The 13,893-nt window shown below is 34.1% G+C and carries 17 protein-coding genes; 9 read left to right on the plus strand and 8 right to left on the minus strand.

The genetic code is table 11. The features are described from left to right. The first annotated feature begins 66 nt into the window (after positions 1-66). The 3 genes from QYS49_RS07610 to QYS49_RS07620 all read left to right on the plus strand — a co-directional run bounded on the left by QYS49_RS07610 (position 67) and on the right by QYS49_RS07620 (position 2,375). A complete protein-coding gene (locus QYS49_RS07610; protein ID WP_308351164.1) occupies positions 67-813 on the plus strand; it encodes a segregation and condensation protein A in 747 nt (248 codons plus the stop codon). After that, the gene (locus tag QYS49_RS07615) at positions 810-1,862 is read left to right on the plus strand and encodes a lysylphosphatidylglycerol synthase transmembrane domain-containing protein (protein WP_308351167.1); all 1,053 of its coding nucleotides are present in this window, start codon (positions 810-812) and stop codon (positions 1,860-1,862) included. The genes QYS49_RS07610 and QYS49_RS07615 overlap by 4 nt, the downstream gene beginning before the upstream one ends. Positions 1,863-1,979: 117 nt before the next feature. After that, entirely contained in the window at positions 1,980-2,375 is a 396-nt protein-coding gene (locus QYS49_RS07620; protein WP_308351169.1) for a VOC family protein, read from the plus strand. Positions 2,376-2,700: 325 nt separating this feature from the next. On the opposite strand, the gene map is transcribed toward QYS49_RS07620, so the two are convergent. From map to QYS49_RS07640, 4 genes are all read right to left on the minus strand, one after another. After that, a complete protein-coding gene (gene map, locus QYS49_RS07625; RefSeq protein WP_308351570.1) occupies positions 2,701-3,492 on the minus strand; it encodes a type I methionyl aminopeptidase in 792 nt (263 codons plus the stop codon). Beyond that, positions 3,489-3,890, minus strand: a complete 402-nt coding sequence (locus QYS49_RS07630; RefSeq protein WP_308351172.1) for a BT0820 family HAD-type phosphatase — start codon at positions 3,888-3,890, stop codon at positions 3,489-3,491. Before QYS49_RS07630 ends, map begins: the two co-directional genes overlap by 4 nt. Before the next feature lie 93 nt (positions 3,891-3,983). Further along, positions 3,984-4,286: a hypothetical protein gene (locus QYS49_RS07635; protein ID WP_308351173.1), complete on the minus strand. Its 303-nt coding sequence runs from the start codon at positions 4,284-4,286 to the stop codon at positions 3,984-3,986. 42 nt (positions 4,287-4,328) lie between these two features. Next, positions 4,329-4,556 carry a hypothetical protein gene (locus QYS49_RS07640; RefSeq protein WP_308351174.1) on the minus strand — a complete coding sequence of 76 codons (228 nt, stop codon included), beginning with the start codon at positions 4,554-4,556 and terminating at the stop codon, positions 4,329-4,331. Between the two features lie 179 nt (positions 4,557-4,735). Here QYS49_RS07640 and QYS49_RS07645 point away from each other — a divergent pair, with 179 nt between their 5' ends. After that, complete coding sequence (locus tag QYS49_RS07645) at positions 4,736-5,893, plus strand: 1-acyl-sn-glycerol-3-phosphate acyltransferase (RefSeq protein WP_308351175.1); 1,158 nt, start codon at positions 4,736-4,738, stop codon at positions 5,891-5,893. On the opposite strand, the gene QYS49_RS07650 is transcribed toward QYS49_RS07645, so the two are convergent. Beyond that, the gene (locus QYS49_RS07650) at positions 5,888-6,424 is read right to left on the minus strand and encodes a hypothetical protein (RefSeq protein ID WP_308351176.1); all 537 of its coding nucleotides are present in this window, start codon (positions 6,422-6,424) and stop codon (positions 5,888-5,890) included. The genes QYS49_RS07645 and QYS49_RS07650 overlap by 6 nt on opposite strands. Before the next feature lie 41 nt (positions 6,425-6,465). Next, entirely contained in the window at positions 6,466-7,497 is a 1,032-nt protein-coding gene (locus QYS49_RS07655) for an RluA family pseudouridine synthase (RefSeq protein ID WP_308351178.1), read from the minus strand. Positions 7,498-7,609: 112 nt separating this feature from the next. Here QYS49_RS07655 and QYS49_RS07660 point away from each other — a divergent pair, with 112 nt between their 5' ends. The 5 genes from QYS49_RS07660 (at position 7,610) to QYS49_RS07680 (ending at position 11,571) form a co-directional block, all read left to right on the plus strand. Further along, the gene (locus QYS49_RS07660; protein WP_308351179.1) at positions 7,610-8,488 is read left to right on the plus strand and encodes a hypothetical protein; all 879 of its coding nucleotides are present in this window, start codon (positions 7,610-7,612) and stop codon (positions 8,486-8,488) included. Then, positions 8,485-9,645 carry a hypothetical protein gene (locus QYS49_RS07665; RefSeq protein ID WP_308351180.1) on the plus strand — a complete coding sequence of 387 codons (1,161 nt, stop codon included), beginning with the start codon at positions 8,485-8,487 and terminating at the stop codon, positions 9,643-9,645. Before QYS49_RS07660 ends, QYS49_RS07665 begins: the two co-directional genes overlap by 4 nt. Before the next feature lie 38 nt (positions 9,646-9,683). Beyond that, entirely contained in the window at positions 9,684-10,172 is a 489-nt protein-coding gene (locus QYS49_RS07670; protein ID WP_308351181.1) for a TlpA family protein disulfide reductase, read from the plus strand. 7 nt (positions 10,173-10,179) lie between these two features. Then, on the plus strand, positions 10,180-10,776 hold the full coding sequence (locus QYS49_RS07675) for a thioredoxin family protein (RefSeq protein WP_308351182.1): 597 nt from the start codon (positions 10,180-10,182) through the stop codon (positions 10,774-10,776). Between the two features lie 186 nt (positions 10,777-10,962). Next, on the plus strand, positions 10,963-11,571 hold the full coding sequence (locus QYS49_RS07680) for a porin family protein (RefSeq protein WP_308351184.1): 609 nt from the start codon (positions 10,963-10,965) through the stop codon (positions 11,569-11,571). A 54-nt stretch (positions 11,572-11,625) separates the two neighbouring features. On the opposite strand, the gene QYS49_RS07685 is transcribed toward QYS49_RS07680, so the two are convergent. Together QYS49_RS07685 and lptB are read right to left on the minus strand one after the other, a co-directional pair. Then, positions 11,626-13,149, minus strand: a complete 1,524-nt coding sequence (locus QYS49_RS07685; RefSeq protein WP_505307698.1) for a GH3 auxin-responsive promoter family protein — start codon at positions 13,147-13,149, stop codon at positions 11,626-11,628. Positions 13,150-13,152: 3 nt separating this feature from the next. Continuing rightward, complete coding sequence (gene lptB, locus QYS49_RS07690) at positions 13,153-13,884, minus strand: LPS export ABC transporter ATP-binding protein (RefSeq protein WP_308351186.1); 732 nt, start codon at positions 13,882-13,884, stop codon at positions 13,153-13,155. Positions 13,885-13,893: the final 9 nt, after the last annotated feature.

The following is a 13,893-nucleotide window of genomic DNA, read 5'->3' on the forward strand; positions in this document are numbered from 1 at the left end:
TTCACCTGCAATCTTTTCAAATTCGATTATCTTTGAAAACTTAGAACACTTAAATGATCATAGCCATTGAGTTTTGAAATAAAACTTCCACTTTTTGAGGGACCATTTGATTTGCTTCTTTTCTTCATTGAAAGGGATGAATTGGATATTTATGATATTCCTATTTCTAAAATCACCAATGATTTTCTGGATTACCTTAAGCATTTGGAGCAGATGAATATTGAAGTGGCTAGTGAATTTATTTTAGTGGCTTCTACGCTAATGCGTATTAAAGCAAAAATGTTATTGCCTCGTCCTCAGATTGATGAAGAAGGAAATGAAATTGATCCTAGAGAGGAATTGGTTAGGCATTTACTAGAATATAAAAAATACAAATCAGTTTTGCAGGAACTTTCAGACATGGAAGGGAAAATGCAGGAGAAGGAAAAGCGCGGAAATGTTAAAAAGGAAGTAAAATCACTTTCTGAAACCATTAACGTGGAGGCAGAATTGCAAAATGTTGATTTATATAAACTTTTGAGAGTTTTTAGGGATGTGATGGCACGCTATGAACTCGAGAAAAATAAACCTTCCCATAAGGTAGTGCAATATCCTTATACCATTGAAGGTCAAAAAGACCATATCGTTGGAAAACTGGAAAGAGATGGAAAGTTAGCTTTTACTACATTTATTGAAGAAAGACCAGAGAAAATAGCCGTTATTTTTAATTTTCTGGCCATATTGGAATTATTACAAAGTTCCCTAATTACCATTACGGTAGGGGAGGGCTTTAATAATTTTTGGCTTGAAAAAATTGAAACAGTTGCTGAATGAAGTTAGAGAAGGAGAAAATTTTCAAAACCCTTAATCCAAATAAAGTATGGATTCCTGTTTTATTGGGTGTTTCCATAGTAGCCTTTTTATTTTATCAAGATGATTCGGTAACCTTAGAAAATCTGTCATTAATTTTTGAGGCAGAAATTTTGCCAGTGGCACTAGCATTTTTTGTTTTATTTGCTCGTGATGTAGGTTACGTATATCGTATCCGGATGATAACTGGCAAAAGGCTGACTTGGAAAAGCAGTATTTATGTCATAATTCTCTGGGAATTTGCCTCTGCCGTTACTCCTTCAGTAGTAGGTGGTACAGCCGTAGCTGTTTTTATTTTAATGAAAGAAGGGTTGAAATTGGGTAAGGCATTGGCTTACACCATGATTACAGCCATTTTCGATAATATGTATTTTGTGGTGATGGCTCCTATCGTCTATTTGATTGCATCAGGTCATATCTTCCCACAAAATTCGATGATTGAAACACAATTAGGAAGAAGCTTGCCTACACTTTTTATTGTAAGTTATTCACTTATTGCTGTTTACACTTTTGTAATGGCTTTTGCAGTTTTGGTCAATCCAAGGTGGTTCAGATGGATTTTATTGAAAATCACTTCCATTAAATTTCTAAGAAGATGGAGGCAAGGTGCTTACGAACAAGGTTCTGAAATCATGATGGCTTCTAAAGAATTAAGAGGAAGGGATTTCACTTACTGGTTAAAAATATCTCTTTCTACCATTTTTATATGGACAGCACGTTATGCTATGTTGAATTGTGTGATAGAAGCATTCTCTAATCAAAGTTTTTTTGAACATATTGTGATTTTTGCCCGTCATGTAGTGATATGGATAACCATGTTGGTTTCACCAACTCCCGGTAGTAGTGGAACAGCTGAATTTATATTTACCCAATTTTTCAAAGAAGATTTAGGGTCGGTTACTTTCATTACCAATATTTTCTGGCGTTTGATGACTTATTATCCCTATTTATTTTTAGGGGCATTAGTATTGCCAAGATGGATAGCGAGAGTATTTAAGAAAAAGAAAAAATAATATTAATTCAAATCCTCTCAAATTTAGCTCTATACTCCTAAACTTGAGTGGATTGAACTGTCTAAAGAATAATCCATTCAATTTTCATAATTCCTTCAATTTCCATAACTTGATTTCATGCAAATCAATCAAATTAAAGAGACTTGTCTATATATTAAGGATTTAGAAAAGGCTAAAGATTTTTATCATGGAAAATTGGGATTGCCTATTATAACACAAGCTCCTGAGAAGTTGATTTTCTTTCGCTCAGGATCTTCCGTTTTGCTTTGTTTTAACCCAGATTTTAGTAAAGAACAAGATGTTCCCCCACCGCATTTTGCCCGAGGAAAGCAACATATTGCCTTTGAAGTTCCAGCTAATGATTATGATTCCGCTAAAGCAGAATTAAAGGAAAAGGGGATTTCAATAACGTATGAGCACGAATGGCCAAATGGGAAACTGTCAGCTTATTTTGAAGATCCAGAAGGACATGTTTTAGAAATTGTGCCGACTGGGCTTTGGGAGAAAGCTTGAGCTGTCTAAAACTTGAAGAGGAAAAACTTTCAAAGAGAAGCGATTTGACCGTTTTTACTGTTTATTCGCTACTAATACCTATTTTTAGCATATCGGTCTGACGCTTTATGGAGCACTTTTCTAACTCCAATATTTTTTTAAAGTTTTAACATATTGTAGATGTAATTGAATTAAGCGTCAGACCAGAGAAATATTTGTGCTTATGTCAGATATTCAGAATTTGCAATTAATCTTAATTTTTATCCATTAATCAATATTAGCATGAGCTTAGTCTATCAGACTTTGCATGAAAATGTCAGGCAATTCGTAATTCCCCAATTCATAATTAAACTAAAAGTGCTCCTTTCTTCTTCAAAGCCTCTTCCACATAATCAAAAGTAGAAAGTAAGTCTGGCTTTCCATCAACAATAGCCACATCATGTTCGAAGTGAGCTGAATATCTTCCATCAGCCGTAACTATTGACCAACCATCAGCTAATTGCTTGATGCTTCTTCCGCCTAAGTTAATCATAGGCTCAATAGCCAATACCATTCCTTCTTTCAACTTAGCACCTCTGCCTCTTTTTCCATAGTTCGGAACTTCAGGGGATTCATGCATTTTTCTACCTAAACCGTGTCCTACCAATTCTCTTACCACTCCATAGCCGTGCTTTTCAGCATGTTGTTGAATAGCAAAACCTATATCACCTATTCTATTTCCTGCTTTGCATTCCTCTACTCCTAAATACAAAGACTCCTTGGTAACTTTAAGTAATTGTTCTATTTCTGGTTTTACTTCTCCCACAGCAAATGTGTAAGCGTGGTCACCATAAAAGCCGTTCATTTTCACTCCGCAATCAATAGAAATGATATCACCTTCTTTCAGAGGGTCATTGTTAGGGAAACCATGCACCACTTGCTCATTTGGGCTCATGCAAAGTGTATTTGGGAAGTCATAAAGACCTAAAAAGCCTGGCTCACCACCATGATCTCTAATGAATTCCTCTGCTTTTTTATCCAGTTCCAAAGTTGTAACTCCTGGCTCAAGCATTTCAGCCATCAGACCTAAGGTTTTGGATACAAGTAATGCGCTTTTACGCATTATTTCAATTTCTTCTTTATTTTTCAAATGGATCATCTCATCAAATCTTTTAATTTTTCCCAAAAGCTCTTTTTAGGAAGTGTGTATTCAACTGGATTGTTGCCCAATAGTTCCCATACTTTACTCCAGCCTAAAAATCCTCCAATATTTCTGTCATCAATAAATAAGTCGACAATTAATTTACGGCTTTGCTCAGGTTCCAGAGTTTCCTCTGGAAAGTTTTTATTGACAGCATAAAATTCAATTCCATGCTTTCTGCAGAAATTCACTGCTTCTTGCAAGGATTTTCCTTCTCTTACTGTCCACAGAATCAATTGATGCTGCTGTTGTTGCAATGCCTTTAAAGTTTCAAAAGCAAATAATTGAGGCTTACCGATACCAGGGTAACGGTCTTCCACTATAGTGCCATCAAAATCAACTGCAATTTTCAACATTTTCACAATATTAGCTCGAAACTTTTTATTTGGCAATGAATTCAACAATTGCAACACGAGTGCTCAAATAATGGGTCGGTCTCAGACCGTATTTTATTTTGTTTTGTATTCCGCTCTTATTTTTGCCTTCAAACAAAGGCGGTCATATATCATTTCCGCTAGTTTTTCAGGGATTTCTGCAATTCCAGGTTGCAAAGTTAAGGCAAATTCTTTTTCCGACACATCAATACGGTACATTATCTGCACTAGTTTTTGAAAGTCAGTGTCTAATAAATGGGAAATATAGGGGGCAAGCTTATTAATAAAGCTTTGTTTGTTAAAGGATTCTTCCTGACTGATCTCAAAATCAGGAATTAATTTTTGGGAAACGGTGATGAGTTCTTTTTGGTAATCCATTACGAGGAATTTACCACAAAGCTATAAATTCAAAAGGAATTTTTAAAGACTTGACTCCAATAAGGAATTTTGGTTTTGATATTGAAAATCAAACCAGTAAGCATAATCCTGGTATTCAACACAGTCAGGAAGCGAAATGTTATTAATTTCTACATTCATCCTTGCTGATTGGGGAATCCACATACCGAAAAGCTCTTGCTGCTCATATGGTAAGCTGGAAATTTGAATGAAATTAATGCCTTGGTGAAAATTTGGTGTTGCTTTTAGCATTGTTAATTGTTTTCTATTTTTACAAATGTAGGGATTTATAATTGACTTATTATTAAGTGTTTGTTAATAGTTTATGAAGTTTTTTGATTCAATTTGAAAATATTCAAACTGTCGATTTATAAAGTATTTTACGGTTTTTATCATAAAATTCGCTTATTTCGTGTTTCTATTTTTTATCTATGGAGTATTTGGAAGCATTTGATTCGATTAGACCTTATAATGATTCAGAGGTGAATGAAGCCGTTCAGCGCTTGATTCAGCATCCATTTTTTGATCAAGTTTCTAAAAGAGTTTTTCCTGAGAAATCAACGGATCAACTCAAAGAAGCTCTAACTGATGTGAATACCATTAAGGAATTCCAGAAAGTAATGATGTATCCTACCGCACGTAGGGTACTTGATAACAGCTCTGATGGAATATCGCATGATGGTTTTGATAAAATCAATGCGGATAAATCTTATCTTTTTATCTCCAATCATAGAGATATTGTATTGGACTCCACTATTTTAAATGTATTGTTATTTGAATTAGGAATAGATACCACAGAAGTAGCGATTGGCAATAACTTATTGGTAAATGAATGGGTAACAGATCTTGCCAAATTAAATAAGAATTTTATTGTCAATAGAAATATCCCTCCAAGGGAAATGTATTCCTACTCACAGACACTATCTTCTTACATTCGATATACAATTTTGGAGAAAAAAACTTCCATTTGGATAGCTCAGCGAGAGGGTAGAACCAAAGATGGAGATGATCAAACCCAACAAGGCCTATTGAAAATGATTGGCTTAAGTGGAGGGAAATATTTTTATGAAAATTATGCCCCACTTAGAATGGCTCCTATGGCCATTTCCTATGAATATGATCCATGCGATGTATTAAAAGCTAGAGAAATAGCTTCAAAAATGGCTGGTAAACCTATTGAAAAAACGCCTGAGGATGATTTGCAAAGTATGATTGCGGGGATAACAGGTGTAAAGGGTAGAGTTCATATTTCCATCGGCAAGATTGTGGATGAAAAATTACAGGAAATTCGTGAAATCAAAAATAAAAATGATCAAATGCAGGCTTTAGCCGATTTGATTGATGAGCGTGTGCACAAAAGCTACAAACTTTGGCCAAATAATTTTATTGCTTACGATTGGTTGTATGAAGAGCGGTTTTCAGATCATTATACAAAAGAAGAAGCAGAAAAATTTGAGGCTTACCTACATAAGCAAGCCCAAAATTTCTCTGCTAATTTTAATGAATTAAAAGATCCGCTTTTGGCTATGTATGCCAATCCTGTTAAAAATAAATTAAAAGTTGAAGGAATGGCAGAGAGCGAATTATAAAATTTTTGCTCTTACTTCAAATACCATTTCAGCTCTAATATCAGTCTTTGAGTTGGTTGTTTCGCGGGTTACTGCTTCAAATTCAAGGCTGTAAGTGTCCTCTTTGATGTATTCACTTAAATCTGTTCCTGTCGTTTCTAAATTTAATGTACTGCCAACATTTTCCGAAATATCTTGATTCTCAGCTATTAAAGTTTTGCCTTCAGCATCATTTGAAATATAAATTTTTAAACTTTTCAAAAAAGAGAATGTCCTGTCATTTGGATTAGTAATGGAAAGTTTAAGTTCGCTTAAATTTACATTTTCCACCAAATCAGCTCTCGTATTATTATTTTCAAAAGTTTGTTTAGAAGAGGTATTGATATCAGGAGTACCAATATCAATAGGAACGTCTACCAATGTGGAAGAAGGTACAGTGAATTCTGTGGAATTAGTAATGTTAAAGGTGGTAATTTTATCAATTTTTTCTTGAAGGTTACAACCTGTGAAAATTAAAAATGTAGTAATTAATAAAAAATATGTAGTCTTCATAAATAAAAATTTTACTTTGTTTTAGTGTAACGTACGAATGATTAGTGAAATTGGATATAATGTCTCCATTTTTCTAATACTTCTTTGAAATCTACTGGCAATTCGGAATCAAATTGAACCGCCTTATTTTGAAATGGATGAATAAATCCCAAAGATTTGGCATGCAAAGCCTGCCTTGGGATTATTTTGAAACAATTGTCCACAAAGGATTTATATTTTGAAAATTGAGTTCCTTTTAGGATTCTATCACCTCCGTAAGTGGCGTCATTAAATAGGGGATGGCCAATATATTTCAAATGGGCACGGATTTGATGGGTTCTTCCTGTTTCCAAATTGCATTGGATAAGGGTTACATATCTTAACCTTTCCAATACTTTGTAATGTGTTATGGCAGTTCTACCAAAATCGCCATCAGGAAATGCATCCGTGATTCTTCTGTCTTTGAAGCTTCGGCCCAAATTAACATCAATTGTGCCTTCATCATCTTCCATGTCACCCCACACTAAAGCGTAATAAGTTCTTTCAATACTATGATCAAAAAACTGTCTGGCGAGATGAGTCATGGACTTTTCGGTTTTGGCAATTACCAAAAGACCGGACGTATCCTTATCAATCCGGTGCACAAGACCTGGTCTGCCTTCATTTCCTTCCATTTCAGGTAGTTGTTGAAAATGATATGCCAAAGCATTAACTAAAGTACCATCCCAATTTTGATGAGCAGGGTGCACTACCATTCCTGCTTCTTTATTGACTATCAGAAAATCTGAATCTTCATATACAATATCTAGGGGGATATTTTCTGGTTTTACTTCAGTATCTCTAGGAGGCTCTGGTAATGCAATACGGATATTATCATTAGGATGGATTTTATAATTAGATTTGATCGTTTCTCCATTCACCTGAACAAACCCATCTTTAATGGCTTTTTGCACCTTATTTCTTGTGACGTTCGGAAGCCTGTCCATTAAGAATTTATCTATTCTTAATAATTCCTGCTTTGGGTCTACTTTTATTTGATGATGTTCAAACAATCCATCATCTTCATGTTCGTTTTTTGATATATCTTCTTGCATAACTTCTTTCAGTTTGCAAAGTTAGTAAAAAGATAGTGCTAACGAACACTTCATATATTTTGATGCAAGTATAAAAAGTTAGATATTTATTACGGTGTATGACTATAAAATAATGACAAAATATTTTTGCAGTATATTTTTATTGCTTTCAACAGCTTTATGCCAGGCGCAATCGGTGTGGAGTAAGCTAAATAAAGATCCATTCAAAAACTCTCAGGTATATGTTGGGTTTAGAACTGGGGCTAATTACAATACCATAAATATTATCAATAGATATTCTTTAATCAAACCAACCTCAAGTTTAGATGAAGGCTTATATGATAAAAAATATCAAGAGGTAGAAAACATTGGGATTATTTATGGAGTTTCTTTTCTTTATCAATTTGAACAAAGATTAGTTATAGGGGCTAATGCTTCAGTTAATCAAATTCGTTTTAAGTACACTCAAGACCAGCCAGGTTCCACTCGAAGTGTGAATTTTATTCATAATCATGATCTTAATTATTTAGATGTTCCAGTTTTCTTTCGATTTATGTTTAGGAAAATAAATAGCCGATTTTGGGACAAGAAAGGCAGAAAGCCAACTGTTCCGGCAATTATTCCATTTGCTCAAGTTGGATTGAATTTTTCAATGTTAATGAATGCTAATAAAGAATATTCTAAATTCACTACTCAAAATGGAATTGAGAGCCAGGAGTTTGAAAAAAACGCTGATATTAAATCTTTAATGTCTCCCTTTACTGTGGGGGCTTTCGTTGGAGGTGGTGCCCGGGTTAGAGTAGGGACATTTTACATAACTGCTGAAGCAAATTTCAGACAGGGTTTAAGCAATGCTAATAATCAAAATGCCAGATATTTAAATGAAAATTTACAAAATGAGGCTTATGATATCATGGATGATTTTAGTTTTCAATCAGTTGAAGGCTTAATTGGGATTATATTCCCTTTAAAATATTTAAGTAAGAAAGAATTTATGCCGGTTGAGATATGAGAAATGTATTATTCATGATATCGGTTTTAGTTATATTCTCTTCTTGCGGAGAAGATTTAATAGAATTTACGCCTACAGAAAAATTCAATAGTATTTTTGATAATCCATCAGAGGGTCTTAATTATGTTCCCCTGGATGCTATTGAAACGGATGATGGCGGATTTCTAGTTTTATCTCAATTGGCAAATGAATCTATTTTTATTTTAAAAATCAGCAATAGGGGTGATTTTCAATGGAGTAGACAAATGGAGCCTCAGTTTGTGAAGGCGGTAGCTAATTTGATTAGGCAAGGAGATAATTATTACTTCATAGGAAGTACACTGCCTGATTATACCTCAACACTTTTTGAGATCAATGATTTAGAGCAAACAATTCAAGCTGTTAGAACTTATGATTCTTATCGTAATCCGTTAGCATTTAATAATTTAACTCCTGAATCCTTTTTACTTTTGACATATAATGATACTACGGGAACTGTTTTAAGTAAAATATTAGATGGCTTTGCTATGGAATGGGCCAGGAAATTTGATAATATTGAAAATGCAGATCAAAAATTAGAGACTTTTCAAAATTCAAATAGGACTAATTTTTTCGTGGGTTCCTATAATTCAGGCTCCATAATTTATTTTAATTCCTTAAGAGATCAGGGTATGAATTTGACCTACACAGATGATCAAGGAATTGAAACTGGTAAAATTAGAAGTTCACAAAGGGATATGATCAACTCTGTAACTCCAATACAAAGTGGTTTAATAGCAATAAATTATACCTTCAGAAATCAAGCTTATTTTATAAGTGACTATCAACCAATTGCTAATGACTCCATAAATCTACAAATTTTAGGAGGTGAAATTTTGCAAGATAGATTAAGTATACAGAATGCAAAAAGTGCGTCTATTTCAGTGGGAGCTGTAAGTTACATTGTAAATGCTTATTCTACTTTGGATGGTAGAATAAAACTTAATTTCTTTAATTCTCAGACAGGAGAACAAGTTGCTATTAAATATTTAGGTGGGATTGATCCTTTGGAAGTAGTTGAGATTATTCCAACGGCAGATGAAGGGATGGCAATTCTTTCAAGAATAACTATAGCTGGAGCAAAAGAAAGAATTAACCTTATGAAAATTCCTAAAGATGAGATTTTAGAAATATTGTAATTTCAACAATTTGAAAAATTAATCGTTATCAATTTTCTATGAAAAATTTACTCCTTAGTTTATTCGTAGTCACTGCAGTATTCTCTATTAATAAAGCCAGGGCTCAAAGTGGAGAACTCAAAATTATTGATATACCAGAATTAGAAGAAATAATGCTTCAATCGGAAGGTGAAAAGCTCAAAGTAATAAACTTTTGGGCTACTTGGTGCAAGCCTTGCATAAAAGAGCTTCCGTATTTTGTGAGTGCGCAAAGCCAATTCCCCGAGGTAGAAATTATTTATATGAGCATTGATTTTTCAGAAAATGCTGACAGAGTAGAAAAATTTGCACAAAAGAAAAAACTCAATCCTTCAGGCATTTATTTAATAGATGATGTAGATTATAACGCATGGATAGATAAGGTTTCTCCTGAATGGTCAGGAGCTATTCCAGCTACTTTGGTTATGAAGGATGGTAAGAAATATTTTTATGAAAAGGAATTTCATGAAGGAGAGTTGGAAGAATTGATTAAGCAAAAATTAAAATAATATACCTATGAAAAAGTTAATTTCATTATCGCTTTTACTAATTGCTTTGATGGCTTTTAGTTTTAAAAAAGGTGGATACGAAGTAGGGGATAAGGCTACAGATTTTTCCCTTAAGAATGTTGATGGAAAAATGGTTTCCATGGATTCATTTGAAGATGCAAAAGGCTATATGATTATTTTCACTTGTAATACTTGTCCCTATTCTGTTGCTTATGAAGACAGGATAATTGCTCTACATGAAAAATATGCCGATAAAGGTGTACCTGTAATTGCCATCAATCCAAATGATGATGAGAAATCTCCTAAAGATTCTTTTGAGAAAATGATTTTAAGGGCGAAAGAAAAAGGATTCCCGTTTCCTTATGTTTATGATGAAACCCAAGAAATCACAAAAGCTTATGGAGCTACTAATACACCACATGTTTACGTTTTAGATGCAAATAGGACTGTAAAATATATTGGAGCGATTGATAATAATACAAAATCAGCTGAAAAAGCAGATAAAAAATATGTTGAAGATGCAGTCGAAGCTATTTTAAATGGAACCGAAGTACCAGAAAAGAAGACCAAGGCCATTGGATGTACAATTAAGTGGGCATCATAATGTTTTTATTTTAAAAGTCACTTTAAGAAGCTAACATAACCGTTAGCTTTTTTTGTTTGATACTCAGTCGTTTCTATTTTTTTTATATAATTAATAATGCGAGTTCCCTTTCCTTAGAATAAATTCATTTGTAACAATTCCAGATGGATTACGCTTAATGAAGGCATAACTAAACTTTTTTTAAAGATGAATAAAGTAATTTTTGTATTGCCATTATTAATTTTGAGTTCATTTCTTGTGAAAGCTCAATCCGATCAAAGCGGAATTAGAGCATCTTTGAACTTATCAAATTTATATGTGGAATCAGTGGATGATGAAAATACAAAACCGGGATTTGCAGTTGGGGTTTATTTTCGAAAAGGTTTATCTGATCAAATCAGTATTCAACCAGAGATTAATTATAGTTTAAAAGGGTCTCAAATTAATTACGATGGTTTTTTTAGCGGAAGTGGAAAGTATCGATATAATTTATCGTATGTTGAAATACCTGTTTTGGCTAACTTTCATGTAGGCGAGAGTTTATATTTTAGTGCTGGTCCTTATGTTGCCTCCTTAATTGCTGTTAAAGTAAAAAATGTGGACGGTGATGGAACAGTTAACAACGTTGAAGAATACGATAGAGATGATTTTAATACTTGGGACTACGGTTTAGCAGCAGGAGTTGGATTTGATTTTACAGGCGGAACAGCAGGAGTTAGATATAATTATGGATTAGTTGACGTTGCTCCTGACGGAAATGGATTAGATAATGGAAAGAATTCAGTTTTACAATTCTTCATTGGTTTTGAGTTTTAAAGATTATAGTAAATAGATCATGGTAAGCGCAGTTGTCTTTGGCAGCTGTGCTTTTTATTTTTTCACCACCATCTCCAATAAATCATCTAAGTACTTTCTATTATTTGATAATCTAGGAACTTTATTCTGACCACCTAATTTGCCTCTTTTTCTCATCCATTCATAAAAAGTACCTTGTGGGACTTTGTGAATTACTAGACAATGTAATGCAATATCTTTGTGTCTTTTGGCATCATAATCAGAATTTATTTTTCTTATCTCATCATCTAATGTATTAGCAAATTCTTCAATATTATCTGGCTCTTTTGAAAATTCTATAACCCATTCATGCGCCCCGCTTTTTCCTTGTTCCAGATATTTGGGAGCAGCCGTGAAATTATCAATGATGACTCCAGTTTTGTTGCAGGCCGTGGCTATAGCTTTTTCAGCATTTTCTATCATCAACTCTTCTCCAAATGCATTTATGAAATGTTTGGTTCTACCACTGATCTTAATTCTATAAGGGCTTAAAGAAGTAAATCGGATGGTATCACCAATTCTATATCTCCACAAACCTGCATTCGTACTGATGACTAGTTCATAAACTTTATTGAGTTCTACATCATCCAAACGAATGGTTTTGGGTTGTTTTTGGTCAGCATTTTCTAAAGGAATGAACTCATAGAAGATTCCATAATCTAGCATTAGAAGCATTTCATCTGAATCCATACTGTCTTGAATTCCAAAAAATCCTTCAGAAGCATTATAAGTTTCCAAGTAATTCATTCTTGGGGATTTTATTAAATCCTTGAAAAGAGGCTGGTAGGGAACAAATGAAACTGCTCCATGAATAAATAATTCTAAATTGGGCCAAACCTCTGAAATATCATCTTTTCCGCTAAGCTCCAGAATTCTCTGCAAAAGAACTACAGTCCAAGTGGGTACGCCTGTAAGGCTCGTGACGTCCTCCTTCATGGTAGCATTAGCCATGGCTTCAATTTTTCCTTCCCATTCGTCCATCAAGGCTATTTCCAAGCTGGGGGTCCTGATAATTTGGACCCAAAAAGGGAGATTTTTCATGATGACTGCAGAAACATCACCATAAAATGAGTTGGAATTATTGTCAAATTGATTGACCTGCTGGCTTCCACCTATGCTAAGGTTCTTTCCCGTAAAAAGCCTGGAATCAGGATTGTTGTTTAGATAAATCGATAATAAATCTTTGCCACCTTTAAAATGGCAATCTTCCAATGCTTCATCTGAAACGGGAATGAATTTACTTCTATCGTTGGTGGTTCCTGAAGATTTAGAAAACCATCTGATTTCAGTTGGCCACAGTATATTTTGGTCTCCTTTTAAGAGTTGGTCTATATAGGGGAATAACTCTTCGTAAGTAAATAATGGAACTCTTTCTTGATATTGCTTAAAATTCTTTAAATCCTCAAATTGATATTCTCTTCCAAATTTAGTGTTCCTTGCTCTATAAATCAGTTTTTGAAGTACTTCACTTTGCATTTCATTTGGGTATTTCATGAAAAGCTCCACTTCGTGAATTCTTTTCTTCATTACCCAGGTCATTATAGAGTGGAGGAATTCCATAGCTTATAGTTTTCGTTTTAATTCGAAATGCTTACCTAAATATACTCTACGTACTTGTTCATCATTTGCCAAGTCTTCAGCAGTTCCAGCCTTCAGCAGTTTCCCTTCGAACATCAAGTAAGCCCTATCAGTAATAGAAAGCGTTTCGTTAACGTTATGATCGGTTATAAGAATCCCAATATTTTTTTCTTTTAATCTGCCTACTATAGTTTGAATCTCTTCCACGGCAATTGGGTCGACTCCGGCAAAAGGTTCATCTAATAATATAAAAGCAGGATCCATAGCTAATGCTCTGGCAATTTCAGTTCTTCTTCTTTCACCACCTGACAACACCATGCCTTTATTTTTGCGAACATGTCCTAGACTAAATTCTTCCAGCAAACTTTCCATTTTTTCTTTTCTAGCAGCATTGCTGATTTTCCTCATTTCTAAAACTGCCATAAGGTTCTCTTCCACTGTAAGAGATCTGAACACCGAAGCTTCCTGCGCCAAATATCCAACTCCCTTTTTTGCTCTTTTATACATAGGGAGACCAGTGATATTTTGTTCATCTAGAAATATTTGACCGGAGTTCGGCTTTACTAAGCCCACTATCATATAAAAAGAAGTGGTTTTCCCAGCACCATTGGGTCCTAAAAGTCCAACGATCTCTCCCTGTTCCACACTTACAGAAATATGGTCAACTACAGTCCTTTTTGAATATTTCTTAACAAGATTTTCAGCTCTTAATATCATTTTTGTTTT

Source organism: Marivirga salinae (assembly GCF_030503855.1).
In the GTDB taxonomy this organism is placed as follows: domain Bacteria; phylum Bacteroidota; class Bacteroidia; order Cytophagales; family Cyclobacteriaceae; genus Marivirga; species Marivirga salinarum.